Origin of the sequence: Novilysobacter antarcticus, assembly GCF_019802285.1 — a bacterium.
In the GTDB taxonomy this organism is placed as follows: domain Bacteria; phylum Pseudomonadota; class Gammaproteobacteria; order Xanthomonadales; family Xanthomonadaceae; genus Novilysobacter; species Novilysobacter antarcticus.
The window spans coordinates 564,288-591,140 of sequence record NZ_JAIEUJ010000002.1 but is presented as its reverse complement, the minus strand read 5'-3'; the positions used below and the strand labels follow the sequence as shown (position 1 = coordinate 591,140).

Annotated in this window: 16 protein-coding genes, 1 tRNA gene and 1 pseudogene; 16 read left to right on the top strand and 2 right to left on the bottom strand. The window is 65.2% G+C overall.

What is annotated here, in order from left to right:
- The first annotated feature begins 5 nt into the window (after window positions 1–5).
- The 11 genes from ybgC to KZ491_RS07400 all read left to right on the top strand — a co-directional run bounded on the left by ybgC (window position 6) and on the right by KZ491_RS07400 (window position 10,892).
- Window positions 6–446 carry a tol-pal system-associated acyl-CoA thioesterase gene (ybgC, locus tag KZ491_RS07450; protein WP_222565190.1) on the top strand — a complete coding sequence of 147 codons (441 nt, stop codon included), beginning with the start codon at window positions 6–8 and terminating at the stop codon, window positions 444–446.
- A gap of 97 nt (window positions 447–543) precedes the next feature.
- Entirely contained in the window at window positions 544–1,326 is a 783-nt protein-coding gene (gene tolQ, locus KZ491_RS07445) for a protein TolQ (RefSeq protein ID WP_425493105.1), read from the top strand.
- An 80-nt stretch (window positions 1,327–1,406) separates the two neighbouring features.
- The gene (gene tolR / locus KZ491_RS07440; RefSeq protein ID WP_043958056.1) at window positions 1,407–1,847 is read left to right on the top strand and encodes a protein TolR; all 441 of its coding nucleotides are present in this window, start codon (window positions 1,407–1,409) and stop codon (window positions 1,845–1,847) included.
- The gene (tolA, locus tag KZ491_RS07435; RefSeq protein WP_222565189.1) at window positions 1,844–2,854 is read left to right on the top strand and encodes a cell envelope integrity protein TolA; all 1,011 of its coding nucleotides are present in this window, start codon (window positions 1,844–1,846) and stop codon (window positions 2,852–2,854) included. The genes tolR and tolA overlap by 4 nt, the downstream gene beginning before the upstream one ends.
- Window positions 2,855–2,949: 95 nt before the next feature.
- The gene (gene tolB, locus KZ491_RS07430; RefSeq protein WP_222565188.1) at window positions 2,950–4,281 is read left to right on the top strand and encodes a Tol-Pal system beta propeller repeat protein TolB; all 1,332 of its coding nucleotides are present in this window, start codon (window positions 2,950–2,952) and stop codon (window positions 4,279–4,281) included.
- A 140-nt stretch (window positions 4,282–4,421) separates the two neighbouring features.
- Window positions 4,422–4,937, top strand: a complete 516-nt coding sequence (pal, locus tag KZ491_RS07425) for a peptidoglycan-associated lipoprotein Pal (protein WP_222565187.1) — start codon at window positions 4,422–4,424, stop codon at window positions 4,935–4,937.
- Window positions 4,938–4,949: 12 nt separating this feature from the next.
- A complete protein-coding gene (gene ybgF / locus KZ491_RS07420; RefSeq protein WP_425493127.1) occupies window positions 4,950–5,750 on the top strand; it encodes a tol-pal system protein YbgF in 801 nt (266 codons plus the stop codon).
- Between the two features lie 43 nt (window positions 5,751–5,793).
- The gene (gene queE / locus KZ491_RS07415) at window positions 5,794–6,471 is read left to right on the top strand and encodes a 7-carboxy-7-deazaguanine synthase QueE (RefSeq protein WP_222565186.1); all 678 of its coding nucleotides are present in this window, start codon (window positions 5,794–5,796) and stop codon (window positions 6,469–6,471) included.
- A gap of 1 nt (window position 6,472) precedes the next feature.
- Window positions 6,473–7,165, top strand: coding sequence for a 7-cyano-7-deazaguanine synthase QueC (queC, locus tag KZ491_RS07410; protein WP_222565185.1), 693 nt, complete (start codon window positions 6,473–6,475; stop codon window positions 7,163–7,165).
- A 99-nt stretch (window positions 7,166–7,264) separates the two neighbouring features.
- Window positions 7,265–7,337: transfer RNA gene (locus KZ491_RS07405), tRNA-Lys, on the top strand.
- Window positions 7,338–7,604: 267 nt separating this feature from the next.
- Complete coding sequence (locus KZ491_RS07400) at window positions 7,605–10,892, top strand: mechanosensitive ion channel domain-containing protein (RefSeq protein ID WP_222565184.1); 3,288 nt, start codon at window positions 7,605–7,607, stop codon at window positions 10,890–10,892.
- A gap of 5 nt (window positions 10,893–10,897) precedes the next feature.
- Here the strand turns inward: KZ491_RS07400 and recQ are convergent, their stop codons facing one another.
- Window positions 10,898–12,727 (bottom strand): DNA helicase RecQ, encoded by a 1,830-nt coding sequence (recQ, locus tag KZ491_RS07395; RefSeq protein WP_425493126.1) that lies wholly within the window; start codon window positions 12,725–12,727, stop codon window positions 10,898–10,900.
- Between the two features lie 229 nt (window positions 12,728–12,956).
- Between recQ and KZ491_RS07390 the strand changes: the two genes are divergently transcribed.
- The 4 genes from KZ491_RS07390 (at window position 12,957) to KZ491_RS07375 (ending at window position 21,954) form a co-directional block, all read left to right on the top strand.
- Window positions 12,957–13,454, top strand: coding sequence for a DUF11 domain-containing protein (locus KZ491_RS07390; protein WP_222565182.1), 498 nt, complete (start codon window positions 12,957–12,959; stop codon window positions 13,452–13,454).
- A gap of 87 nt (window positions 13,455–13,541) precedes the next feature.
- The gene (locus tag KZ491_RS07385; RefSeq protein ID WP_222565181.1) at window positions 13,542–14,630 is read left to right on the top strand and encodes a hypothetical protein; all 1,089 of its coding nucleotides are present in this window, start codon (window positions 13,542–13,544) and stop codon (window positions 14,628–14,630) included.
- Between the two features lie 404 nt (window positions 14,631–15,034).
- A complete protein-coding gene (locus KZ491_RS07380) occupies window positions 15,035–19,531 on the top strand; it encodes a DUF11 domain-containing protein (protein WP_222565180.1) in 4,497 nt (1,498 codons plus the stop codon).
- Window positions 19,528–21,954, top strand: coding sequence for a CshA/CshB family fibrillar adhesin-related protein (locus tag KZ491_RS07375; RefSeq protein ID WP_222565179.1), 2,427 nt, complete (start codon window positions 19,528–19,530; stop codon window positions 21,952–21,954). Before KZ491_RS07380 ends, KZ491_RS07375 begins: the two co-directional genes overlap by 4 nt.
- Before the next feature lie 5 nt (window positions 21,955–21,959).
- Here the strand turns inward: KZ491_RS07375 and KZ491_RS07370 are convergent.
- Window positions 21,960–22,439: pseudogene (locus KZ491_RS07370) on the bottom strand (Dps family protein); the annotation flags it as partial.
- Window positions 22,440–22,633: 194 nt separating this feature from the next.
- On the opposite strand from KZ491_RS07370, the gene hrpA reads away from it, so the two are divergent.
- Window positions 22,634–26,851: an ATP-dependent RNA helicase HrpA gene (hrpA, locus tag KZ491_RS07365; RefSeq protein ID WP_222565177.1), complete on the top strand. Its 4,218-nt coding sequence runs from the start codon at window positions 22,634–22,636 to the stop codon at window positions 26,849–26,851.
- Window positions 26,852–26,853: the final 2 nt, after the last annotated feature.

The window sequence follows — 26,853 nt, the reverse complement described above, 5'->3', positions numbered from 1 at the left end:
TCGCCATGACGTCCTTGGAGCCCTTCGCTATGCCTGCGTTCAGCCTTCCGGTCCGGGTTTACTGGGAAGATACCGACGCTGGTGGCGTGGTCTACCACGCGCGCTACGTCGCCTTTCTGGAGCGGGCGCGCAGCGAGTGGATGCGCGAGCAGGGCTACGGCCAGGAACTCCTGCGCCATGAGCATGGTCTGGTATTCGCCGTCCGGGCGATGGAGATGGATTTCCTCAAGCCGGCGCGGCTGGACGACGTGCTGCAGGTCGGCGTCGGGCTGCAGGAGTGCCGCCGCGCCAGTGCGGTGTTCGTGCAGGAGGTGCGCTGCGAGGGACGGCTGTTGCTGACAGCGACCGTGCGGATCGCCGCCCTGGATGCGACGGGTTTCCGGCCACGGGCGATCCCCTCGCCATTGCTGGAGGCGTTGCAGGCGCAGCAGCTTCCCGCGACCTGAGCGCCATGAGACACCGCAACAAGAAAATACAGATCCAAGGTTCCATCCCCAATCCAACGCATTTATCGCCCCCGCACCGGGCACCGGAGATCCAGGCATGACCCCAATGCTGAGCCTGATGCAGGCCGCCACCGCCGTCGAACCCCTGCCCGAGGAGGCCGCCAGCGCGAGCACCAACCTGGCGGCCACGCTGCCGCCTGCGATCACCAGCGACGGCGGTCTCGACATCCTCCAGCTGATCCTGCATGCCTCCTTGCCGGTCCAGCTGGTGATGCTGTTGTTGTTATTCGCCTCCATCGCCTCGTGGGTGATCATCTTCCGCAAGACCAAGGTGCTCAACCGCGCCGAGCGCGAAGCGGAGACCTTCGAGGAGCGCTTCTGGTCGGGCACCGAGCTGAGCAAGCTCTACGCCGGCGCGACCAGCCGCAACCGCGATACCGGAGGCATGGAGTCGATCTTCGAAAGTGGCTTCCGCGAGTTCTCCCGCCAGCGCCGGGTCGCCGATACGCGCATGCAGCTGGAGACGGCGCAGCGCGGCATGCGCGTGGCCAGCGCGCGCGAGCTGGACGGCCTGGAGCGCAACCTCGAGTTCCTCGCCAACGTCGGCTCGATCGCGCCCTACGTTGGCCTGTTCGGCACCGTATGGGGGATCATGATCTCCTTCCAGGGCCTGGCCAATGTCACCGAGGCGACCATCGCCAGCGTCGCCCCGGGCATCTCCGAGGCCCTGATTGCAACCGCGATGGGCCTGTTTGCCGCGATTCCGGCGGTCTGGGCATACAACCGGTTCGCCACCAAGGTCGAGCGCATCGCGGTGCGGTATGACGCCTTCTCCGAGGAGTTCTCCTCGATCCTGGAGCGCCAGGTGCCGCAGGAGTGACCGACGGCGTGCGCGCCTTTGCTTCCGCGCGCACCCGCTGGCCCTGACCCCCCGCCGCCCCAAGAATCCGGAAACGTCCTATGTCCGCCCCCTACCGACGACGCCGCAAGCGCCAACTCAAGGCCGAGATCAACGTGGTCCCCTACATCGACGTCATGCTGGTGCTGCTGATCATTTTCATGGTCACCGCACCGCTGATGAACCTGGGTGTGGGCGTGGAGCTGCCGCGTTCCAACGCCAAGAGCCTCGCCCAGAAGCAGGAGCCCGTGGTGGTAAGCGTGGATGCGGACGGCAACTACTTCCTGACCCTGCAGGGCGCGCCGCAGGAGGCCATGCAGCCCGCTGAGCTGTCCGCCCGGGTAGCCGCCTTCGTCAACAACAATCCCGACGTGCCGGTGTACGTGGCCGGCGACCGCGCGGCCAACTACGAGGTTGTGCTCAACGCGATGGCACTGCTGCAGTCGGCCAACGTGCCGCGCGTGTCGTTGCTGACCCGGCAGGCGGAGACTCCGCCCAAGTGAGGGAAACGCGCGCCGACACCCAACAGGCCATCGTGCTGGCGATCATCCTGCACGTTGTCCTGTTTGCCCTCATGTTCGCTGGCATGCTCTGGACGCGCAGTGCTGCGCCACAGTCGGCGGCGGGTTCGCCGGTGGAAGCCGACCTGGTGGATGCCAACGCGTTGTCCGCTGCCATGCAAAGCGTGCTCGAGGATCGACCCGAGCCGGCCCAAGCCTTGCCGGAGCCGATCGACGAGCCCGTGGACGAGCCGGTTGAATCACCTCCCGCGCCGACTCCGCAACCGCAGCCGCTGCCGTCGCCGGTCCCGGAGGATTCGCCGACCCCGCCGCAGTCCAAGCCTCAGGATTTCATCCCCAAACCCGATACGACCGAGCAGGCCGAGGTGGTCGCCATGCCGACCCCGACGCCCTCGGACGAGAAGAAGCTGCAGGAAGAAAAGCGTCGTCAAGCGCAGGTGGACCTGACCGAGCGTGAGCGCCAGCAGGAGGCCGAACGCAAGCGCCGGCTGGCCGAGCAGGCCAAGGAGGCGAAGGAGACCGAGGAGCGCGAGAAGAAACTCGCCGAAATCAAGCGCAAGCGCGCCGAGGCCGAACGCGAGATCAAACTGGCGGAACAGAAGCTCAAGCAGGTGGCGGACGCACAGGCGCGTGCTGCCAGTCGCAGCACCGAGAGCGCCGGCGCGTCCAACGCCAGTCCGCCGCCAGGAAACAACGGCCGCGATACCGGATTGGAATCGCAATATGCGGCCGCCCTGCAACAGGCGATCGTATCCAAATGGACCCGCCCGGAAACGGTGCCGCTTGGGTCCAGGTGCACCATCGTCATCAAGCAGCTGCGAGGCGGCGAGGTTACGAGCGCGAAAGTGTCTTCGCCGTGCGCCTACGATGAACAGGGCCGGCGATCGATTGAGGCCGCCGTCCTGAAGGCTCAACCGCTGCCGTATGCGGGCTTTGAATCGGTCTTCGCACGCACGCTGACGCTCAATTTCCAGGCTGCCGACCGCTAGTTTTCCACCGCTTTCACCGCATCCCCGCGTTCAGCTTTGAGAAAGCGTTCACACGGATGCTGGTACACCTTCAGCCTCACCACGGGACTTGCCGAATGAAACGAATCACCCCGAGACTGCCTGCGCTGTTTGCGATCCTGACTCTCCTGTTCATGCTGCCCTTCTCATCGATGGCGCAGCAACGCGGCCTGGAACTGGATATCGTCGGCGGCAGCGCGTCGGCCCTTCCCATCGCCATCGTGCCGATGCCCTATCAGGGCAGTGGCAAGGCGCCCGAGACCGACGTGGCGGCCGTGATCGCGGCCGATCTGAACCGTTCCGGCCAGTTCCGCACCTTGCGCGAGGCCGATCTGGTTGAGCGTCCAACCCGCGGCAGCGAGGTGAATTACCCCACTTGGCGAGCGCTCAACCAGGACTACCTGCTGGTCGGGCGGGTGGTGGATGCCAGCGGCGGCTACCGGGTCGAGTACGAACTGTTCGACGTCGCCAGCCAGCAGCGACTGCTTGGTTTTGCGATGACCGCTCGCGGCACTGCGATGCGCGACGTGGCGCATCAGATCGCCGATGCCGTGTACGAGAAGATCCTCGGCGTGCCGGGCGCCTTCTTTACCCGCATCGCCTACATCACCGCCAAGGGCGTCGGCCGCTCCACCAGCTATTCGCTGATGGTGGCCGACTCGGATGGATACAACCCGCAGACCGTGGTCAGCTCGCCCGAACCACTGCTCTCGCCGGCCTGGAGCCCGGATGGCAACAAGCTCGCCTATGTCAGCTTCGAAAGCGGCAATTCGGCGATCTACGTGCAGAACATCAGCACGGGCAGCCGCGAGGTTCTGTCCAAGTTCCGCGGCATCAACAGTGCCCCGGCGTTCTCCCCGGATGGCCGCCGCCTGGCGCTTACCCTGTCGCGCAGCGGCAACCCCGAGATCTATGTGATGGATCTGGGCAGCAAGGCGCTCACCCAGTTGACCAACCACTTCGGCATCGACACCGAGCCGGAGTGGAGCGCCGACGGCAGCGAGATCTACTTCACGTCCGACCGTGGCGGCAATCCGCAGATCTACAAGGTCCCCGCCAGCGGTGGCAGTGCGAGCCGGGTAACTTTCCAGGGCACCTACAACGCCAGTCCGTCGCTGTCTTTCGACGGCAAGAAACTCGCTACCGCACAAGGCGCGGGCAATACCTACCGGATCGCCATGGCCGATTCCAGCCTCGGTTCGCCGCGCTGGAGCACTTTGTCTCCGGGCTCGCTGGATGAGTCACCCGATTTCGCACCTAATGGCGCGATGATCATTTATGCTGCGCGGGAAGGCACTCGGGGTGTGCTCTATGCGGTGTCATCCGACGGCCGGGTGCGTCAGCGTCTGGTGCTGGCCGATGGCGATGTACGTGAACCGGCCTGGGGTCCATACCGGAAGCCGCAGTGATGCCGTCCTGATCAGTGGGCATCGCTGGCCGCGTAGTACCCGTTGGACCGTTTCCAGGTAAGCCTTTTCGTTTCACTGTTCTTACCACCGTTCCGCTCCATCGTTTCACCCTCCCATTCCGCCAAGACGAGGAAACAACAATGAACAACACCACCCGTGTCCTGATGGTCGCACTGCTCTGCGCAGCTGCCATCGGCTGCTCCAAGAAGGTCAAGGAAGCTCCCCCAGTCGACACCGGCACCACCACCCCGGGTGCGCAGACCACTCCGGGCACTGCCGCCGGCGTGTACGGGCCCAACGATCTGGATACCGACTCCTGCCTGCGCCAGCGCGTGGTCTACTTCGACCTGGATCGCGACGCCCTGCGTCCGGAGTTCCAGGCTCTGGTGGGTTGTCATGCCAAGTACCTGCGTGACCGTCCGTCCTCGCGCATGACCCTGGAAGGCCACGCCGACGAGCGCGGCAGCCGTGAATACAACATGGGTCTGGGCGAGCGCCGCGGCAATTCCGTTTCGTCCGCGATCCAGGCCAACGGTGGTTCCGGCGGCCAGCAGAACGTGGTCAGCTACGGCGAAGAGCGCCCCGTCTGCACGGCTTCCAACGAAGACTGCTGGGCCAAGAACCGTCGTGTCGAGATTATCTACACCGCTAAGTAAAAGGCACTGATGATGCGCAAATTGTCTATTGCAATTGCGACATCGCTGGTTGCGGCGGCGGCCCTTGTGGCCGCCGCACCTGTTTCTGCCCAGCGCATGAGCCTGGCCGAACGGGTCGGCGTGCTGGAACAGCAGGCCGGCAACAATGACGCGACTGTCGACCTGCTGCGGCAGGTGAACATGCTCAAGGAAGAAGTCACATCGCTGCGCTCGCAGGTCGAGGAGCTCAATCATTCACTGGGCGAACTCAAGGACACCAGTCGCGCGCAGTTCCTGGACATCGACCAGCGATTGGAGGATCTGGAAGGCGGTGCGGCACCAGGGACTTCTGCAGCTATCGGCTCCGCCGATGCGCCGGCAGCAAAGCCTGTGGTCGAGCGTGCCCCGAGCGTGCATGGCGACGCAGGAACGGTGGCGATGGGGGCGGGCGAGCGCGAGGCTTACGATGCCGCGTTCAATGCCCTGAAGAACGGCGAGTACGCGGAGTCCGCGCGGTTGTTCCATTCCTTTCTCGGTCATTACCCGGAAGGCGTGTATGCGCCGAACGCGTTGTACTGGCTGGGCGAGAGCTACTACGTCACCCAGAATTACAAGTTGGCCGTGACCCAGTTCAAGGCATTGCTTGACCGTTATCCCACCCACGACAAGGCGCCGGGCGCATTGCTGAAGGTCGGTTTGGCGCAGCAGGGGCAGGGCGACGAGGAAGCCGCCGAGCGCACCCTTACCGAGGTCACGACGCGCTTTGCCGGCAGCGATGCCGCGCGTATCGCCACCGACCGGCTCGGCGCGATCCAGCTCAGCCGTCTGCGCTGATCCAGCCGGCCCCGCGATCTGTCGCGTCGGCTAAAATGGCCGGATGAATCCTGTTACTTCCGAAGCGGGCGCACTGTCGCCTGACCGCCTGCGCCTGACCGAGATTTTCCTGTCTTTGCAGGGCGAGTCACGCAGCATCGGCTGGCCGACCGTGTTCGTGCGACTGACCGGGTGCCCGTTGCGGTGCCAGTACTGCGACACCGCATACGCATTCCATGGCGGGCAGTGGTGGGATATCGATGCCATCCTGGCCGAGGTGGCGCGCCATGGCGTGCGCCATGTCTGTGTCACCGGCGGCGAACCGCTCGCGCAAAAGCGTTGCATTGGCTTGCTGGAGCGCCTGTGCGACGCCGGCTACGAGGTATCGCTGGAGACCTCCGGCTCGATCGACATCAGCCCGGTCGATACGCGTGTGTCCCGCGTGCTGGACCTGAAAACGCCCGGTTCCGCGGAGGTGGAGCGCAACCTGTGGAGCAATATCGGCCAGCTGACGGCGAATGACCAGGTCAAGTTCGTGATCTGCTCGCGCGAGGATTACGACTGGGCGCGCGGAATCGTTGAGGAGCACGGGCTGACCGCAATTTGCGACGTCATGTTCTCGCCGAGTTTCAACCAGATCAGCGCGCGCGATCTGGCGGACTGGATCGTGGCCGACCGGTTGCCGGTCCGCTTCCAGCTCCAACTGCACAAGATCCTCTGGGACGACGAGCCGGGGCGCTGACATGCACACCTCATCAGACAAGAAGAAAGCGGTCGTCCTGGTCTCCGGCGGCATGGATTCGGCTGTCGTCATCGCGATGGCGCGCGAGCAGGGTTTTGCACCGTACGCATTGAGCGTGGACTACGGGCAGCGCCACACATCCGAGCTTGAGGCCGCGGCGCGCGTGGCGGCGCAGCAGGGAGCTATTGCCCACAAGACCGTGCGCATCGACCTGCGCAGCATCGGTGGGTCCGCGCTGACCGACGACATCGCCGTGCCGCTGGACGAGGTCGCCGGCGATGACGCCATTCCGGTGACCTACGTGCCGGCGCGCAACACCATCATGTTGTCGGTGGCGCTGGGCTGGGCGGAGGTCCTGGGATCGGCCGACCTGTTCTGCGGTGTCAATGCGGTGGACTATTCGGGGTACCCCGATTGCCGTCCCGAGTTCATCACAGCCTTCGAGCGGCTCGCCAACCTCGCAACCAAGGCGGGCGTGGAGGGTGCCGGCATCCGGGTGCACGCGCCGCTGCAGCACCTGAGCAAGGCGGACATCGCCCGAGAGGGCGTGCGACTGGGGGTCGATTTCGCCGACACCGTGTCGTGTTATCTGGCCGACGACGAGGGCCGCGCGTGTGGCCACTGCGACGCATGCCGGTTGCGCGCGGAAGGCTTTGCAGCTGCCGGCATTGCCGATCCCACGCGCTACGCCTGAATCCCGGGTACGCAACATGGCCACTGCGGCAGAAGCGTCTTCGCACAGCCGGGCGTTCTTGCGTTAGAATTCACGCCCCCGGCGCAACGCCGGGTCTGTGGGCCGTTAGCTCAGTCGGTAGAGCATCGGACTTTTAATCCGCTGGTCGATGGTTCGAATCCATCACGGCCCATATCCAGCTCCTGTTTTGCCCGCCGGCTTCCGGTTGCATTGGCGACGCCGTCTCCCCGTTGGAGATATGGTGGATGCTTTGCATGAACGTGTTTCAACTGATCGGCGGGGGCGGTAAATGCTGAGCATCAGGCAGGTCCACAGCGCCGACACCAGTGTCTCCGTGGCCAGCACCAGGCGCGGTTGCGCGAGGACAATCGGGCGCGGCGTCGCTTGCTGGTTGGTGCTGGTACTTGCGTCAACCACCGCGATTGCGCAGGTGGACACGATGGGGTTGGAGCCTCCTGAAGCCGCCGCCGGTATCAGTGCCACCGATCTCGCCAGCCGCATCGCCGTGATTGAGACCCGGACAGATCTGTCGACCACCGAGCGCGAGTTGGTGCTCGAACAGCTCCGCGCTGCCGCGTCGCGCCTCGAGGCGGCGGAGGTGGCGCGCAGGAGCACGGCGGAGTATGCGGCCGCTTTGCAGTCGGCGCCGGAGACGATCGCCTCGTTGAGCGCGCAGTCAGCGTTGCCGCCCCAGCGCGAGCCATTGCCGGAGGACGCCGATCCGGTGGATGTGCAACTGCGATTGGCCGCACTGCAGACCGAATCGGTGTCTCTGCACGGTACCCAACGCAAGTTGGCGGATCAGCTGCGCGGAATGGAGAGCCGTCCGGCGGACGCGCGTGCCGAGCTGGGTCAATTGCGTGCCCAGCTTGACCGCGCTCAAACCACCGTTCCCGCCACCGCGTCTCCCTTGCTGGCAGAGGCCAGCAGGTTGCGCGAGCAGGCGGCGCGCGAGGAGCTGGCCGCGCGCATCGAGAAGATAGAGCAGGAGCTGTCCAGTCTGCCGACCCGCAAGTCGATTGCGACCGCCCAGCATGACCTGGTCGGGCGTCGTGCCAATGAGGTGGACGCAGCCATCGAAGGTCTGGCGGCGCTGGTGGTGAGCCGACGCAAGCAGCAGGTGGAGGAGGAGGCGGCGCGAGCGCGGGAGCTCGAGCGAAGCCTGGCCGGGCAACCTGCCGAGATACGCGAACTGGCCCGCGATAGCGTCGCGCTGCGAACCGAGGCCGCACAGCTGGTCCAGCGACTCGATCGTGAGCGTAATGAACAACGTCGATCGAGGAATCTTCTCGACGACGCTGTTGAGGCGCGCAACAACGCCGATCAGATCCTCGCCATCGGTGCAATCAGTGACGAGGCGGCAAGATTGCTGCGCAGCCTGCAGAAAAGTCTGGTCAGCGGTGAGCAGATCAAGCGGCGCATCGCGGAGCGGAACCGGGCACTGGTTGATCTGCGCGTAAGCCACTTCAAGACCCAGCAGGTGCTGCGCGAGTTGCCGCCGACTGTTGCCGCGGAAGGGGAACAAGGGACCACCGCGTCCATCACCGCACAGCAGCATCTGGCGGAGCAGCTCCTCGAGCATCGCCGGGCGGGACTGGCTGACATGGCGGACATCCAGCAGCAGCTGATAGGCGCCTTGCTGGAAAACAATGCCCTTGATGCCGAGCTGCTGACTGCCAGCGCGCAATTGCACGGCGTGCTCGACAAACGCCTGTTGTGGCTGCCCAGCACAGCCCCCCTGGGTGATGGGTGGCTGCAGCAGCTGGGCGTTGGCGTTGGCTGGCTGCTCGCCCCCGCCAACTGGTCCGCACTGCCGCGCGCGATGCTGACCTCGCTGCGCGCGCATCCCATTCGGCTGCTGCTGATGTTGATATCCGTGGCGGGGTTGTTCGGCATCCGGGGTCGCCTGCAAGCCGCCTTACCGCGGCTTGCCAAATCCGTCGGTCACCGCGAAGACAACTTTGGCACCACACTGCTGGCTTGGGCCGCTACGTTCCTGCTGGCGCTGGCATGGCCTTTCGCTCTGGCGACGGTTGGCTGGTTCCTTGGCTGGTCGGGCGGCGGGTTTGCGAACTTCCTTGGGCAAGGCCTGCTCAGCCTGGCACTGCTGTGGTTGATGCTGGGGCTGTTTATCGACATGTGCCGGCCGGAAGGGCTGTTCATTGCGCATTTCCACTGGGGACCGCGGGGCACCAGACGAATGGCGCGCGCGTTGCGGATGCTGCTACTAATGGTCGCTCCCACAGCCGTGCTGACCGGGATGACGGATGCCAGTGGGGATCCGGACCTGATCGACGGCGTCGGTCGCCTTGGTTTCATGGTGGGATCACTGGCGTCGGCCTGGTTCCTTTACCGCGTGCTGCGACCGGTCGATGGGGCGCCCACCACCGCACGGGCGCCGGGCGTCTGGATCCGACGCGTTCCCGCAGGCTGGGCGCGTGTACTGGTCGCGGTACCGATCTTCTTCGCCTTACTCGCCGCGGTGGGCTACTACACCAGCGCGCGCGAGGTGCAGTCGCGGTTGTTTACTTCAGGCTGGATCATCCTGGCCGTGGTCATCGTCTACTACATCGCCATACGCGGCGTGATGGTGGCCAGTCGCCGCGCCGCGTACCTTCAGGCCGACTCACTTCATGCCCGGGCGTTGGCCGAGGCACCGGCGGCCACGGGGAGCGAGGACGGCAGCGAGGTGCTGGCATTGCAGAACCAGCAGCCCGAGATCGATTCGGTCACCGTCAACCAGCAAACGCGGGCGCTCCTGCGTGCCGCATTCGGCGTCGCGCTGGCGGTGCTGATTCTGGGCCTGTGGCGGGAGATGATCCCGGCGCTGAACGTTTTCAACGATGTCGTGTTGTGGTCGCGCACGGTTGAGGGCATCGGCGAGAGCGTGGTCGCGGTCACGCTGAGTGACGTGCTGATGAGCCTGGTGATCGTTGGACTGACCGCAATCGCGGCGCGGAACGTGCCCGGCTTTCTGGAGATCATGCTGCTGCCGAGGGCCCGCGTCGATTCCGGCACGCGCTACGCGATCGCGGCCATCGCGCGCTATGTGATCACCGGTATAGGTCTGGTTATCGCGCTTCAGCGCATCGGTGTGGACTGGTCGAGGCTCCAGTGGGTCGTGGCCGCACTGGGCGTGGGCCTGGGTTTTGGTTTGCAGGAGATCGTCGCCAACTTCGTCTCCGGCCTGATCATCCTGTTCGAGCGCCCCGTGCGGGTGGGCGACGTGGTTACCATCGGCGACACCACTGGTACCGTCAGCCGGATCAAGATGCGGTCCATCACCATCACCAACTTCGACAATTTCGAGGTGCTGGTGCCCAACAAGGCCTTCATCACCGACACGGTGCAGAACTGGACGCTGACCACCCCGATCACCCGTGTCGTGCTGAAGGTAGGAATCGGCTACGGCAGCGACGTGCGAAAGGCACGCGCCGTGATGGAGGGCGTGGTGGCTTCTGATCCGAGGGTTCTGCGGTCGCCGGCGCCGGACGTTATGTTCACCCGACTGGGCGACAGTGCGCTGGAGTTCGAGGTGCGTTTCCATGTGGCCCAGATCGAAGACCGCCGCGCGGTCACGGATACGTTCTTCGCTGCGTTGGCAACCGCGCTGGCCGAGGCGGGGATCGAGATCCCGTTTCCGCAGCGTGATGTCCACGTGCGACACGTCGGCCGGGATGATGCCGCACTCTCGGGCGCCGCCCCGGCGACACCGCCTGAACGGTAACGCCGTCAGGCCACGTCGCAATCCAGCAATTGCTGCAGCACCGCCTCGCCGTAACGCGCCAGTTTGCTGCTGCCGATGCCCGCGATTCGGCCCAGCTCGTCCAGGTCGGCCGGGTCGCTCTCGGCTATTTCGCGCAGCGTGGCGTCGTGGAAGATCACGTACGCCGGCACGTTCTGCTCCTTCGCCAGCTCCGCGCGCCAGCTGCGCAGGGAGCGGAAACGGCTGGCCGCTTCGGGCGCGAGGTCCATCGGCGGCGGTGCCGAGCCGGTGCGGCCGCGGCGGGCGGCCGGTCTGGGGGAATCGCGGCGCAGCCGCAAGGTCTGCTCGCCCTTCAATACCGGGCCGGCCTTGCTGGTGAGGTACAAGGCGCCGTGGCGCTCGTGGTTGGCCGCCAGCAGGCCGGATGCGACCAGCTGGCGGAACACGCTGCTCCACTGGCGGGTGTCCAGGTTGGTGCCGATGCCCCAGGTGCTGAGCTTGTCGTGGCCGTGCTGCGCGACCTTGTCGGTCGGCACGCCGCGCAAAACGTCAATGACATGCCCGGCGCCGAACCGCTGTCCGGTGCGGAACACGCATGACAGCGCCTTGCGCGCGACCTCGGTGCCATCCCAGCTTTCCGGCGGCTCCAGGCAGTTGTCGCAATTGCCGCAATTACCAGGGTGCTCTTCGGCGAACCAGCCCAACAGCGCCTGCCGCCGGCACTGGGTGGATTCGCAATAGCCCAGCAGCGCGTCGAGCTTGCGCAGCTCCAGCAGCTTGCGCTCCTCGCTGGCATCGCCCTGCTTGATCAGCATGCTCAGGTTGACGACGTCGCCCAGGCCGTAATTGAGCCAGGCCTCCGCCGGTTCGCCATCGCGGCCGGCACGGCCGGTCTCCTGGTAGTAGCCCTCGACCGATTTGGGCAGGTCGACGTGGGCAACAAAGCGCACGTCGGGCTTGTCGATGCCCATGCCGAAAGCGATCGTCGCCACCATCACCACCCCATCCTCCTGCAGGAAGCGGCGCTGGTTGGCCGCGCGCTCCTCGCCGGGCATGCCCGCGTGATAGGCCAGCGCGTTGATGCCGGCCTCGCGCAGCAGCTCGGCGGTCTTGTCGACGCGTTTGCGCGAGAAGGCATAGACGATGCCGCTTTCGCCGCGATGGCCGGCAAGAAAGTCGAGCAGCGCGCGCTGGCCGCTGCCGTCCTTCTGCGCCACGCGGTAGCGGATGTTGGGCCGGTCGAAGGAGCTGACGAACTTGTGCGCATCCTCCAGTGCGAGGCGCTCGGCGATTTCCAGCCGGGTCGGCTCGTCCGCGGTCGCGGTCAGGGCGATGCGCGGCACATCTGGCCAGCGCTCGTGCAGCACGGTCAGCTCGCGGTACTCGCGGCGAAAATCGTGCCCCCACTGGGAGACGCAATGCGCCTCATCGATAGCGAAAAGCGCGATGCCCCCACTGGCATGGGCGCGGTCGATGAGGTTCATGCAGCGTCCCGAGAGCAGGCGTTCGGGTGCGACGTAGAGCAGGTCGAGCTCGCCGTCGAGCAGCTGCCGCTCCACGTCGCTGGCGGTCGCCGCGTCCAGGGTTGAGTTGAGGTAAGCCGCACGCACGCCAAGCTGGAGCAGCGCTTCGACCTGGTCCTGCATCAGGGCGATCAGCGGCGAAACCACGATCCCGCAGCCTTCGCGCAGCATCGCCGGCAATTGGTAGCACAGTGACTTGCCGCCGCCGGTCGGCATCAGCACCAGCGCATCGTCGCCATTGACCAGACAGTCGATGATTTCAGCCTGTTCGCCGCGGAACGCGTCAAAGCCGAAAGTGCGACGGAGTGTGTCAAGCGCCGCCGTTTTCATGATGACTTCAGCACAGACAAGGTGGGCGTACGCCCGAACTGGCCGTGATGGCATTCACATGATTGTGTCGAAATAGTGATTTGAGTCACCTTTTAATGGCAGGAAAGTCGTTTCGGAAAGAGTTGGCACGGAGATTGCTTATCGCTTTCCGTCAGGCTGCATCGCCCGACGATGCGCCGGGCCGCACAGAGCCCTTCCCAGTACACACCGTACAAGCACAAGGACAACTTCCATGATGACCCCACGAACCCCGGCCCGTCGATATCAGGGCTGGCTGCTGGCCGGTATCGCAATGCTGTGCGTGGGCACTGCGGCCGCGGCCGGCGGTGTCGAGTTGAACGCAAAGGTGTTCCAGCAAGTCGAGCTCAGGAATGCCGACGGCTCCATCACGTTGAAGGCGGTGCCAGCCAACGTCGTCATCCCCGGTACTGAAGTGACGTACGTGGTCACTTACCGCAACACCGGGGCCACTTCGGCCGATGCCGTGAAGATCGACAATCCCGTTCCCACGGACCTGATCTACGTGGCTTCAGCAGGCGATCGCGCTGTCGATGCAGTGTCGGTTGACGGTGGCAAGCAGTACGGCGTGCTTGCTGGATTGACGGTCGTCGGCGAGGACGACCAGTCGCGACCGGCGCAGGCCGGCGACGTCACCCACCTCCGCTGGGTGCTGGGCAGCTTGCCCGCAGGTGCCGAAGGCACGGTTTCCTTTGTTGCCAAGGTGAAATAAGCCGGCGCAATGCCTCGAGCCACCCATCACGACGTCACCCAGCAACACATCCAGCCATTCATGCAACCAGATACATCGGGGAATCCAATGACACGCAAGCACCTGCACGTGAAACTTCTCGCCGCAGCCCTGCTGCTGGCCAGCGCGCAAACCGCTCTCGCCGCAGGCCCAACATCAGGCACGGCAGCGGGTACCGACATCACCAACACCGCCAGCGTCAGCTATCAGGTCGGTGGCGTGACCCAGACCGCACCTGCGGCCGGCGTGGCGACCTTCAAGGTCGATCGCCTGGTCAACGTGACCGTTGCGGAAGTCAGCGGCGGCTACACGACGGTGACGCCTGGCCAGACCAAACAGGCCGTGACGTTCACCGTGACCAACAACACCAACAGCGTGATGGACTATCGGCTGGACGCCGCCAACGCCGCCGATCCTCACGGCGGGACGGACAGCTTCGATCCGGGCACATACACGTATTACCTCGATAACGGCGACGGCATCTTCAACGCCGCCGATACCCTCGTGACCTTCCTCGACGAGATGGCGCCCGATGCAATCCGTACGGTGCACGTCGTCGCCGACATCCCGGTGGCGGTCGTGGATGGCCAGATTGCCGGCGTAAGCCTGCAGGCCACCGCACGCGACGGTGGCGTGGCGGGTACGGAGGGCGCACTCACTGTACAGACCGCAGGCGCCAACACCGCGGGTGTCGACAACGTGTTCGGAGACGTGGCCGGCACAGCGGCTGGCGACGGCGTGCGCGATGGCAAGCACAGTGCCAGCGATGCGTACAAGGTGGCGGCGGCGACGATCTCGGTCACCAAGACCTCGACCGTCATCAGTGACCCGTTCAACCTCACCGTCAATCCGAAGGCGATTCCGGGCGCCGTGGTGCAGTACTGCATTGCGGTTGCCAACGCCAGCGCCACCACGGCCGCTTCCAACATCGCCGTCACCGACCCAATCCCGACCGGCACCACGTATGTCGCCGGCACCCTGTACGCGGGGGATGCCAACTGCACACCGACGGCGACATCGCTGCAGACCGACGCCGCAGGGGACAGCAACGACAACGGGACCAGTGGCAGCGTAGTGGGTGGCATCGTAAGCACCCTCGTGCCAACGGTCGGGGCGAACGCGACCGCAACCACGATCTTCAACGTCACCATCAACTGATATCGGCAGGCTGTTCCGTCCGCCGGCGCCTTGTGCACCGGCGGACGTAGCACTGCGACCGCCGAGAACCACGCATGTCATCGCCAGGACGCGTTCCGCGTATTCTCATTGCACTTGCGAGTGTGGTGCTGGGTGCGTTCGCGTGCGTTTCCGCGACCGCCGCCACCATCGAAAATACAGCCAGCGTCTCCTATCAAAATGTGTCTGCGAGCGGGTCTCCGCTCGGCGATGCCATTGGACTGGTCAGCAATACAGTCAGTTTCGATACCCTTCCGGCGCCTACCAACGCCTCGCTGGGATTTCTCAGCCATTCCCCCGGCCTTGGTGACACCACTCCTTTACCCGTGGATGGCGGCCAGTGCCAGATACCAAGCGGACTCCCGGCCGCGGGCACTTTCGTGCCCATGCCTGGGCTGACCGACCAGAACGGCAATCCTTTGGATGTGGACGTCGCCGAAGCCACTTCGGCCGCCAGGTTCTATCCCGGGCAGCCTGTTCTGCTGCGTCTGGACGACGCCAACCGGAACCAGGACCTCGCAGTGCGCGAGTACGTCGAGGTCAAACTGACCACGTCCACCGGTGATGAGGAAACGCTCCGCCTGCAGGAAACCGGTGTCAACACGGGCGTTTTCGCGGTCGTCATAGCAAGCATGTCGACGCCTCCGTCGGCAATCCACGGCGACTGCCGATTGTCCTTGGCCGATGAGGGCACGTTGACTGCGGTGTACGGCGACCCGGACTTCCCCGGCGACCGCGTAACCTTGACCGTGCAGACCCTTGCGCTTGAACCCCAGCGAAGCATGTTGCTGGCCAAACAGGTCTCGCTCCCCACCGCGTCCGCTGGCGACATCTTGCAGTACCGCCTGAGCCTGCAGAACAAGCACGACGACACAATTCGCAACGTGGTCATTACCGACACCCTTCCGGCTGGGATGCGCTACCAGCACGGTTCACTACGGGTCGGTGACAAAGCGGTGCCCGATCCCACGGTCACCGGCGATGGCCGAAGCTTGGCGATTTCCGTCGGTGATCTGTCACTCGACGCGGGTTTGGAGATCACCTATCTGGTGGCAATTGCCAGCGATATCCGTGCCGGCCAGGCGATCAACCGCGCACAGGCAACCGGCTTGGGCAGGTTGGTGTCCAACGAGGCAATGGCCGCTGTGCGGATCGAGGAACCACTTCTCACCTCGCACTTCACCATTGTCGGGCGCGTTCTGGAAGGCGAGTGCGGGCTGCCGGCGGCAGATCTCCAGGGTGTGTCCGGCGTCCGCCTGCTGCTCGATGACGGTACGTATGTGACGACCGACCAGAACGGGGCCTACCACTTTGAAGGCGTGCGACCTGGCACCCATGTCGTCCAGATGGATCTGGACACCTTGCCTCCGGACAAGGAAGCGGTGGCTTGCAATCCCAACTCGCGCTTTGCCGGACGCGCGTTCTCGCAGTTTGTCGAGGCCAACGGTGGGAGCCTTTGGCGGGCCGACTTCCGGCTGCGCGGAAAGCCGCTGGCCACGAGCGGCGGCGTTTCTGCAGGCGAATCAATCGCCGCCTCGGTGGCTGACGAGGCGTTGACCGAGCGACGGCGTGCGCGTCTGGCGATCCTCAATGACGCCACCGCTGCGGGCGGTGGGGATGTCGACTGGTTCGCCGGGCGGGTTGCGGGAGCAGAGTGGCTGTTCCCGGGGTTGACCTACAACCCACGGTCGCCCACCACCCGCATCGTGATCAAGCACGCGCCAGGACAAAAAGTGGTGTTGAGCCGCAACGGCGAGCCGGTGTCGGCTATCAACTACGACGGCAGTTCAACCAGTGCGGACAAGAGCATTGCGATCACCCGCTGGACCGCCGTCCCGCTCGCGGATGGGGACAACCTGTTCGTTGCCCGCCTGCAGGATACGAATGGCAACGTCGTCGCCAGGCTGGATCGCACCGTGCATTATTCCGGCGCCGCGGCGCGCGCTGTACTGGTGCCGGAGCAGTCCGTGCTGGTCGCCGATGGCATCCAGAAGCCGGTGATCGCGGTGCGCTTGCTTGACCGTAGTGGCCGTCCGGTACGCGCGGGCGTCACTGGCGCCTTCCAGCTATCCGCGCCTTACCTCCCGGCACAGACCGTGCAGGCGCAGCAGGAGCGCCAGCTCGCCGGCCTGGATCGATTCCAGCCAAGCTGGCACGTGGAGGGCGATGACGGCGTGGCGTACATCGAGCTGGCGCCGACCTCGGTGGCTGGCAGCGCGGAACTGCAGTTCCGTTTCCAGGACAACAATGGTGGCAGTGCGCGAGAAGACGAGCTCAGCGTCTGGCTGGAGTCCTCGCCGCGAGATTGGGTGGTGGTCGGCTTTGCCTCCGGTACCGTTGGTTACGACACTCTCAAGGGCAACGCTCAAGCACTGGCCGAGCAGGGCGAGCAGGGCGGTCTGTATACCGACGGGCAACTCTCGCTTTATGCCAAGGGGCGGGTGCAGGGCAAGTGGATGTTGACCCTGGCCTACGATTCGGACAAACCCACCGATCGCCTGAACCGCCAGAACCTTCTCTCCAGCATCGACCCGGAGAAGTTCTACACCCTGTATGGCGATACCACCCAGCAAGGCTACGACGCGTCCAGCACCGACAAGCTCTACGTCAAGCTGGAACGCGACCAGTTCTATGCCTTGTTCGGAGACTACGTGACCGGGCTGGACCGCACCCAGCTCTCGCGCTACAACCGCACGCTGAATGGCGTCAAGGTCGAGTACCGTGGTCCGGTGGTCGAGTTCAGCGGTTTCGCTGCCGAGACCGACCAGAATTTCGCCCGCGACGAGATCCAGGGCAACGGTACGTCAGGGCTGTACCGGCTGTCGCGGGGCAACGTCGCCATTAATGGCGAGCGCGTGCGGATCGAGACCCGCGACCGCTTCCGCAGCGAGATCATCCTCGAAACACGCACGCTTACCCGGCATCTCGATTACGACATCGACTACGGTGCGGGCACGCTGTTCTTCCGTGAGCCCATCGCCAGCCGGGATTTCGGCTTCAATCCCACCATCATCGTGGTTGAGTACGAAACGATCGGGCGCGGCGACCAGCAGCTCAACGCGGGCGGTCGCGTCGGCGCGAAACTGCTCGACGGGCGACTCGCCGCCGGGGTGACCTACCTCTCGGAGAAGGACAGCACGGGCAACACGCGCCTGGCCGGTGTCGACGCCAAACTGAAGGTAAGCGATTCCACCGAACTCCGCGTCGAGGTTGCCAGCAGCGACGGTGATGACGGATTGCAGGACCGTTCCGGAAGCGCGTATCTGGTGGAGTTGGAGCACCACGGCGCGCGGTTCGACGCGCTGGCTTACGTCCGTCGCCAGGCGCCCGGATTCGGCGTGAACCAGCAGAATGCCAGCGAGTCGGGGATGTACAAGATCGGTCTGGACACGCAGTGGCGGGTCGATGAGAAATTTGCTCTGCAGCAGCAGGCCTACCATCAGGAGGATCTGGTCGGCGGAGCGACACGGGACGCGGTCAACGCGCAGCTGGATTACCGTGCCGAGGTTTGGGGCGCGCGCGCCGGTCTGCAGGTCGTGCGCGATCAGGCACTGACGGGAGAGGTGAAGGAATCCCGGCAACTCACCCTGGGTGGCAATCGGTCGTTGCTCGACAAAAGGCTCGAGCTGAGCGTCGCCGCAGAGCTCGGGCTGGCCGGGCGAAACGAGAGCGTCGATTTCCCGACCCGACTGCAATTGGGCGCCGCTTACGCCATCAACGACGCCCTGCGGCTGATTGCCGCGCAGGAGTTCACTGATGGCGAGACCCGGGACACGGCAACCACCCGCCTGGGTTTCGAAGTGGTGCCATGGAAGGGCGCACGATTGACCAGCACCCTCAACCAGAGCCAGATTTCCGAGTACGGCCCACGCACCTTCGGTTTGTTCGGGCTTAACCAGTCGCTCCACATTGGCAAGAACTGGGCGGTGGACCTGGCGCTGGACACCAGCCACGCATTCAACGCCTCTGGCGACGCTCCCCCGTTGACGGCTCCCGGCAGCGGCCCGATCGCCCCCGGGGGGATCCGCGACGGTGGCGCATTGACCGAGGACTTCACGGCGCTCTCGGCCGGTGCGACGTATCGCAGCGAGCTGTGGTCGTGGAACGGGCGCATCGAAGGTCGCGAGGCCGACACTTCCGACCGCTATGGGTTCACCACGGCATTCCTTCGCCAGATCGACACCGGCATGGCGTTTGCCGCTTCGGCGCAGGCGTTCTCCGTCGGGCAAGCGCTCGGCGGTCGTGGTTTGCTCGCCAACGTAGGCCTGTCGTGGGCCTGGCGGCCACTGGGTAGCCAGTGGTCGCTGCTCAACCGCCTTGAACTGCGCCTTGATGAATTGCGAAATGGGAGCAGCGACAGCGTGATCGGCCAGAATACGATGGCGGTCACCGGTGACGCGCGGTCGCGCCGTCTGGTCAACAATTTCGTCATCAACCACGTTTCCGACGAATGGACTGCTGAGGATATGCAGGGCAACCTGTTTGAAGCGGGCCAGCGCAGCCAGTGGTCGCTGTATTACGGTTCCAAATACGTGTTTGACCGTTACGGCTATGACGGCCGCGACTACGCGGGCTATACCGACATCATTGGCCTGGAATGGCGTTTCGACGTCAACCAGAAGTTCGACATCGGTCTTCGCGGCAGCGTCCGACACGCGTGGAGCCAGAATAATTTCAGCTACGCGGTCGGTCCGGTGATGGGTGTATCACCCTTCACCAATGCGTGGTTCAGCGTGGGCTACAACGTGGTCGGGTTCGAAGATCGTGATTTTGATTCCGCCCATTACACCAGGCAGGGTGCCTACCTGATGATGCGCTTCAAGTTCGACCAGTCCACGCCGGCGTTGAGCGGAGTTCTGGACTCGGTGGGGCGCGCGCGATGATCCGGGAACAGGTAAAGCGCTCGTCGCACTCGACCGCCCGCCGGATCTGGGTGGTGCTGGCGTTCGTTTTGCTCGGCTGGTTGTCTGCCGCCCCGGCTTTCGCGGCCACCACCACCTGCTCCGCGTCGACCACCCAGGGCACGGCCCCGGCGGACTACGCGACCTATTGCTGGTTTGACATGTCGGGCTACAACGACGGGACTGCGCGCGGCGCGGGGGGACAGCCCTTCGTGGTGAGCTTGCCAGGCGGCGCCACGTTGAGTTTCACCTTGAAAGTCTCCGGCAATGCAAATGCAAATGCAATTGCATTGGACGCACGTGCGGTGCCGACATGGACGGGCGGCGCGTTCGGCAATTCCGCGTTCCTGGGTATCAGCGGAAAGCCCGTGCTTTACACGCGGAACAATGGCTCCACGGTCACGGCGTCGCTGTCGGGCATTACGGTCACCACCAGTGGAGGCAGCGGGGTCCCGTTTGTGTTTGTGGCCGCCGATGCGGAGTCCACCAATAACGGCGAATCGCTGCGTTTCACCACCGATGGCGACCCCTGGTCGCTGTTGGCGCAGATCGCCTATGGGACGGCAGCGGCCTATCCCGACTTGACGGGCGTCGGCACCAACACCGTGAAACAGGTCGGCGTGGCCGGCGCCGTCGGCAGCTACGCGTTCGCGACCACCGGCAACGTGCGCAATGTGACCGCCGAAATGGTGGCCGGCGGCTTGCAGGGCGTGTTGTTCGGGGTGAAGTTCCCGTCGGCCGACCTTTCGATCACCAAGTCACACACCGGCAGCTTCAGTGCCGGTGGCAGTGGCAGCTACAACATCGTCGTTCGTAACAACGGCACCAACGCGACCACAGGCATAACCAAAGTTGTAGACACTCTCCCTGCCGGGCTGACTTACGTGTCCGCCAGCGGGGCGGGGTGGACATGCAGTGCGGTGGGCCAGGTGGTGACCTGTACCAATCCGATGTCCCTGGCCAATGGCGGAAGCCTCCCGGCCATAACGCTCAATGTGAGTGTGGCGTTCAATGCGCCGGCGAGCGTCGAGAACAGTGTGTCGGTCTCGAACCCGATGTTTGACTACAACCCGGCGAACAACGACAGCCTGGACCCGACCGTGATTGTCGGAACGCCTGAGCCCGCCAAGGGCAACAAGATCCTGTATGTGTACGACAACCGACGCTTGACGCGGACGCCGCAAGCGGCCAATTCCACGGTTCCGGTCGAGCAGATCGCGCGCGGTGCCTCCAGTGACTGGATAATGGCACCTGCGGTCCCCGTCGGCAGGACCCTCACCCTGACTGCGCAGAACGTGCTCGCACGCCTTGTCCTCGCTGCGACGGGCGACAGCACCTCCAGCAACCGCGCGGTCAAAGTTGAACTGCGCACCAGCAGCGGCGTGATCCTCGGGGCCTCCGGTACGAAGAACATTAACTCTGGCGCCGAGGCCGTGGATTTCACTGTGGCAACGCCACAAACCACCCTGGCGGCAGGTGACTACTTGGTCTTGCGCGTATACAACAATGCGACAAGCGGTACCAACCGGAACATATCCGTGTACCAGAAAACCGCCGGTCAAGGCGCCAGTGTCCTGACCTTCGACACACCGACCGTCATCAACGTAGACAGTGTTGTGGTGTATTCGGCCCCGTACCCGGCTACCACGACGCAACCGAGCTTCGTCGCCGGCAATACGGTATATGTTCGTGCCGTGATCAGCGATCCGTTTGGCGCCTTTGATGTAAGCGGCGCCAGCATCCGGCTGACCGATCCCGCGGGTACGGCTCAGGTAGCCGCGGCTCAAATGACTGAAATTGTTGGGGCGGCGACGGCCGCCAGCAAAACCTATCAATACAGCTACACGCTGCCGGCGGGTGCCAAAGCGGGCAGCTGGATTGCCAGCGTCACCGGAAGGGAAGGCACCGAGGGTACCGTCACCCACACCAGGAACGTCGGCTTCCAGGTGGCTGCCGCGCCGCTGACCATCGCCAAAACGTCTACGGTCTACTGGGATCCGATCAACAAGCTTGTAAATCCCAAGGCCATTCCCGGTGCACTGGTCACTTACCGAATCACCGTGACCAGTCCGTCCGGAACGATCACGGACGCCAACTCAATGGTGGTGAGCGATCCGATCCCGCTCAACACGGTTTTGTTCGTCAACGACCTGCCTGACATCGCCGGGATCTCTCCGGTGTTCTTCACCCCCGGCAGCAGCACGCTGTCGCTGAACTTCAACACCTTGGCTGACCTCACCGACGACGTGGATTTCTCAAGCGACGGCGGTGCCACCTGGACCCATGTGCCGATCGCCGACGCCAATGGCGTAGATGCCGCCGTGACCGATATCCGGCTGAAGCCCCGGGGCACGTTTGCCCCGGGCAAGACCGTGGAGATGGGTTTCCGCGTGCGCGTGAAGTAATCGCGTTACTGCAGCAGCGAGCGCAGCATCCAGGCGTACTTCTCGTGGGTGTGCAGGCGCTGGGTCAGCAGGTCCACGGTGGGGTCGTCGCTGGCGTCATCGGCGGTGGTGAGCACCGAGCGGGCAGTGCGGCAGACCGCCTCGTTGCCGACCGTGAGCTGGCGCACCATCTCCCGCCAGTCGGCGGTATCGGCCAGGCCGGGCTCTTCGCGGATGGAAGAGAGCTTCATGAACTCGCTGTAGGAACCCGGCGCATTGAAACCAAGTGCGCGAATGCGCTCTGCGATCTCGTCCAGGGCGACCCACTGCTCGGCGTACTGGGTCTCGAACATCACGTGCAGCGTATTGAACATCGGGCCGGTGACGTTCCAGTGGAAGTTGTGCGTCTTCAGGTACAGCGTGTAGGCGTCGGCGAGGAAGTGGGACAGGCCGTCGGCGACGTTCTTGCGATCGGTGCTGCTCATCCCGATATCCACTGGCGGGGCCCCGGAACCCTTGGCCGGCGATGCGACCGGGCTGGGGCGCGTGCCGCTGCCCTTCGTCTTGGCGCTGGAATCGGTGGTCTTTTTCGTTGCGGCCGGTGCTGGCTTAGCCATTGAGGTTCTCCTTTGATCGACAAGTGCGATGACAATGGTTCGTCGCGTGACCCACCATTGCGCTGTTTCGTTGAATCAACCTGATGAACCGTAGCAACTCCCATGACAACGCCGCGTCACGACCCCGCAGCACGGCCGTCGCCGGGCTGGAGGTCGGGCGACGAAGCATCGACGCCGCGCTGAGCCGTGATCGCGGGCGGCTGCACGGTCTGTGGTCGCGCTGGCGAAATGCACCGGCCGATGCAACGCTGCAGGCGCTTTTCGAGGATGCGCTGAAGCAGTCGATCGCCCGCCGTGAGGTGCGGGCCGCAGCGCTGCCGCCGGCGCCGGTCGATCCGTCCCTGCCGATCGCCAGCCAAGCCGACCGCATTGTCGAGTTGATCGGCAAGCATCAGGTGATCGTGGTCGCCGGCGAGACGGGCTCGGGCAAGACCACCCAGCTGCCCAAGCTGTGCCTGGCAGCCGGCCGCGGTGCGGCGGGCATGATCGGCTGCACCCAGCCGCGTCGGATTGCCGCGCGCGCAGTGGCGAAGCGCGTCGCCGAAGAGCTCAATACGCCGCTGGGAACCACGGTCGGCTTCCAGGTCCGCTTCAGCGAGAACGTCGGCGAGGATACGGCGATCAAGTTCATGACCGACGGCATCCTGCTGGCGGAGATCCAGTCGGATCGCTGGCTGTCGCGCTACGACACCATCCTGGTCGACGAGGCACACGAGCGCAGCCTCAACATCGACTTCCTGCTGGGTTATCTGAAGCAGCTGCTGCGCAAGCGGCCCGACCTGAAGGTCATCGTGACCTCGGCAACAATCGATACCGCGCGGTTCTCGGCGCATTTCGACAACGCGCCGGTGGTCGATGTGGAAGGCCGCGGCTATCCGGTGTCGGTGCGCTACCGCCCGCTGGAAGGAGACGCCGAGGGTACGGATGGCACGGCAGCGCGTGAGGGCGAGCGCACGATCAACGACGGTATCGTCGCCGCCTGCGATGAGATCAGCCGCGAGGATCCGCGCGGTGATGTGCTGGTGTTCCTGCCCGGCGAGCGCGAGATCCGCGACGCCCATCGTGCACTGGAGGCACGCAAATACCGCCACACCGAGGTGTTGCCGCTGTACGCACGCCTGTCGGTGCGCGACCAGGACCGGGTGTTCAAGCCCGGGACCCAGCGCCGCATCGTACTGGCGACCAACGTCGCCGAGACCTCGCTGACCGTGCCCCGGATTGGCTACGTGGTGGATCCGGGCCTGGCCCGGGTCAAGCGTTACAGCCCGCGTAGCAAGCTGGACCGTCTCCACATCGAGCCGATCAGCCAGGCCAGCGCCAACCAGCGCAAGGGGCGCTGCGGGCGGGTGTCCGATGGCACCTGTTACCGCCTGTACAGCGAGGCGGATTTCGAGTCGCGCCCGGAGTACACCGATCCGGAGATCCACCGCGCCGCGCTCGCCGGGGTGATCCTGCGCATGCTGTCGCTGGGTCTGGGCGACATCGAGCAGTTCCCGTTTCTTGAGCCGCCCGACAGCCGGGCCATTGCCGACGGCTGGCAGCAACTGGCGGAACTGGGCGCGGTCGATGACAGCCGCAAGCTGACCGCGGTCGGCCGGCTGATGGCGCGCATGCCGGTGGATGTGAAGCTGGCGCGGATGCTGGTGGCCGCCAATGCGCACCGCTGCGTGCGCGAGATGCTCGCGATCGCTTCGTTCCTGGGCATCCAGGACCCGCGCGAGCGCCCGGCTGACCAGCGTGCGGCGGCGGACAACGCGCATGCACTTTTCGCCGATCCGGCATCGGAGTTCGCCGGCATCCTCAAGCTCTGGGACGCCTACCAGGACGCGCATGAGGAGTTCACCCAGTCGCAGCTTCGACGCTGGTGCGAGAAGCACTTCCTCGGATTTTTGCGCATGCGCGAGTGGCGCGAACTGCACCGCCAGCTGAAGCTGATGGCGGTCGAGCTGGGCTGGGATCCGGGAGCTTCAGCCGTCGCCGTGAGCGGTCCCGCAGCGAAGGAAAAGGCCGCCGCTGCGCCAACGCCATCGCCCACATCCGCGCCGCCCGCGCGACGCCGTCGGCGTGGTGGTCGAACGAAGAACGACCAGTCCGCGCCAGCCGGCAACCGTGCCGCAGCGGTGGCAGGTGAGAGTGAGACCGAGCGCCTTGGCCGCGGCGCCTATGCTCTCCTGCATCGCGCCCTGATCGCGGGGCTGCCGACCCAGATTGGCCACCGCATCAAACCGGCCGACGCGCCCCAGCCCCCGGCGGCGATCAAGCCCGCCGAGCGCAAGGTCATGGATCGCAAGGCGGGTGGGTACGAAGGCCCGCGCGGTCGCCGCTTCCAGCTGTTTCCCGGATCCGCGCTGGCACGGCGACCGCCGCCGTGGGTGTTGTCGGCGACGCTGCTGGATACCGCCCAATTGTGGGCGATGACCAACGCCGCGATCGAGCCGGACTGGGTCATTGACGAGTTGCCGCACCTGCTCGCCCGCCGCCATCACGATCCGCGTTGGGCGCGCTCGCAAGGCAAGGTGGTCGGCAGCGAGCAGATCAGCCTGTTCGGGCTGGTGCTGGCACCCAAACGCCCCGTCCACTACGGAGCGCTCTACCCGGAGGAAAGCAGGGTGATCTTCGCCCGTGACGCCCTGGTCACCGGCGAGATCAACACCCGCAGCGTGTTCTTGAAGCGCAACCTGGCGACCCTGGAGAAGGCGCTGGAGGAGGAAGCCAAGCAGCGTCGCGCCGGCCTGGTGGTGGATGAGGAGTGGATGGTCGAGTGGTATCTGCAGCGCCTGCCGGCCGACGTCCACAACACGCAGGCGCTGGATGCCTGGTATGCCCGACTGCCGGCCCCGCAGAAGGCCGCGCTGGAGTGGTCACTGGATGAGCTGATGGTGGGGGACAGCACCGACGGCCAACGCTTCCCGTCATCGATCGCGCTGGGTAACGTGCAGCTGCCGGTCAGCTACCGCTTCGAACCCGGCGCAGTCGACGACGGCATGACCGTCTCCGTACCGCTGCACCTGCTCAATGCGCTGGATACTGTGCGGCTGGGATGGCTGGTCCCGGGGCTGGTGGAAGACAAGGCCACCGCGCTGATCCGCGGCCTACCCAAGGCGCAGCGGCGCAACTACGTGCCGGCTCCGGACTTTGCCCGCGCTTTCCACGAAGCTTTTCCGGAGCCACAGGATGCGCCGCTGACGGAGGTGCTTGCGCGCTTTCTGGGCAAGGTGACCGGCAGTGCATTGGACGCGGGAGAATTCGACGAGTCGGTCCTGGAGCCTCATCTCCGGGTCAACCTGCGCCTGCTGGGGGCGGCGGACGAGCGCCAACGGAGTGCCGACATCGTGCTGGCCGAGTCGCGCGACCTGCAAGAGCTCCGTACGCGCTTCGGCGAGCGCGCGGCCAAGGCATTTGCGGCCCGTGCAGCCAAGGGCATGGGCCAGCGCGGTCTGGTGCGCTTTCCCGATGAAGCGATCCCCGCCAGTGTTCCCGGGGTGGCAGGGATGCCGGCGTTCCCGGCCTTGCACGATGACGGCGACAGCGCCTCACTGCGGGTGCACGCCGACCGCGCCAAGGCTGAGCGCGCGCATCCCGGCGGGGTGCGCAGGCTCTTGTGGCTGGCACTGGCGGACGCGCGCAAACAGGCGCGCAAGCAACTGCCCGTGTCGGCAAAGCTCGGCCTGCTATACGCCGCGATCGAGGCGGCCGCACCACGCACGCAAGCGCCGCCGGAAGGCGACCGACTGCGAGCCGATCTCGTCGATGGCGCCTTCGCCTCTCTGGTGGCCAATGACGTTGCCGACATCCGCGATCCGGGTGCATTCGAGGCGCGGCGGGCCGAGGTGGCCAAGGCATTGTTCGGCCAGTCCATGCAGCGCCTGCAGCAGGCCGAGGAGATCCTGACCGCGGTGTCGCACGCCCGTGCCAGCCTGGAATCGCCGCTGATAGGCTGGGCCAGCGGCAATCTGGACGATATGCGCGCGCAACTGGCCGCGTTGACGCCAGCGGGCTTCCTGCGCGACGTTCCTGCCGATGTGCTGAAGGAATACCCGCGCTATCTTAAGGCTCTGGCTTTGCGCGGCGAGCGTGCGTTGCGCGATCCCACCCGCGACCAGGCGCGGATGCTGGAGCTGACGCCGTTCAGTGATGCGCTGGCGGAGGCCGCCACGCGCGGAGAACTCCAGCAACCGGGCTGGCAGGAGCTGCGCTGGCAACTCGAGGAGTTGCGCGTGTCGCTGTTCGCCCAGGAGCTGGGCACGCGTGGGGTATCGGCCAAGAAACTGGCCGCGCAGCTGGCCCGGCTGCGCAGCTGAGG

What these genes read in the sequence shown, in the direction of transcription:
- ybgC (WP_222565190.1), top strand. Translation starts at nt 6, where the DNA reads ATGACGTCCTTGGAGCCCTTCGCTATGCCTGCGTTCAGCCTTCCGGTC.
- tolQ (WP_425493105.1), top strand. Translation starts at nt 544, where the DNA reads ATGACCCCAATGCTGAGCCTGATGCAGGCCGCCACCGCCGTCGAACCC.
- tolR (WP_043958056.1), top strand. Translation starts at nt 1,407, where the DNA reads ATGTCCGCCCCCTACCGACGACGCCGCAAGCGCCAACTCAAGGCCGAG.
- tolB (WP_222565188.1), top strand. Translation starts at nt 2,950, where the DNA reads ATGAAACGAATCACCCCGAGACTGCCTGCGCTGTTTGCGATCCTGACT.
- pal (WP_222565187.1), top strand. Translation starts at nt 4,422, where the DNA reads ATGAACAACACCACCCGTGTCCTGATGGTCGCACTGCTCTGCGCAGCT.
- ybgF (WP_425493127.1), top strand. Translation starts at nt 4,950, where the DNA reads ATGCGCAAATTGTCTATTGCAATTGCGACATCGCTGGTTGCGGCGGCG.
- queE (WP_222565186.1), top strand. Translation starts at nt 5,794, where the DNA reads ATGAATCCTGTTACTTCCGAAGCGGGCGCACTGTCGCCTGACCGCCTG.
- queC (WP_222565185.1), top strand. Translation starts at nt 6,473, where the DNA reads ATGCACACCTCATCAGACAAGAAGAAAGCGGTCGTCCTGGTCTCCGGC.
- KZ491_RS07400 (WP_222565184.1), top strand. Translation starts at nt 7,605, where the DNA reads ATGGGGTTGGAGCCTCCTGAAGCCGCCGCCGGTATCAGTGCCACCGAT.
- KZ491_RS07390 (WP_222565182.1), top strand. Translation starts at nt 12,957, where the DNA reads ATGATGACCCCACGAACCCCGGCCCGTCGATATCAGGGCTGGCTGCTG.
- KZ491_RS07385 (WP_222565181.1), top strand. Translation starts at nt 13,542, where the DNA reads ATGACACGCAAGCACCTGCACGTGAAACTTCTCGCCGCAGCCCTGCTG.
- KZ491_RS07380 (WP_222565180.1), top strand. Translation starts at nt 15,035, where the DNA reads ATGCCTGGGCTGACCGACCAGAACGGCAATCCTTTGGATGTGGACGTC.
- KZ491_RS07375 (WP_222565179.1), top strand. Translation starts at nt 19,528, where the DNA reads ATGATCCGGGAACAGGTAAAGCGCTCGTCGCACTCGACCGCCCGCCGG.
- hrpA (WP_222565177.1), top strand. Translation starts at nt 22,634, where the DNA reads ATGAACCGTAGCAACTCCCATGACAACGCCGCGTCACGACCCCGCAGC.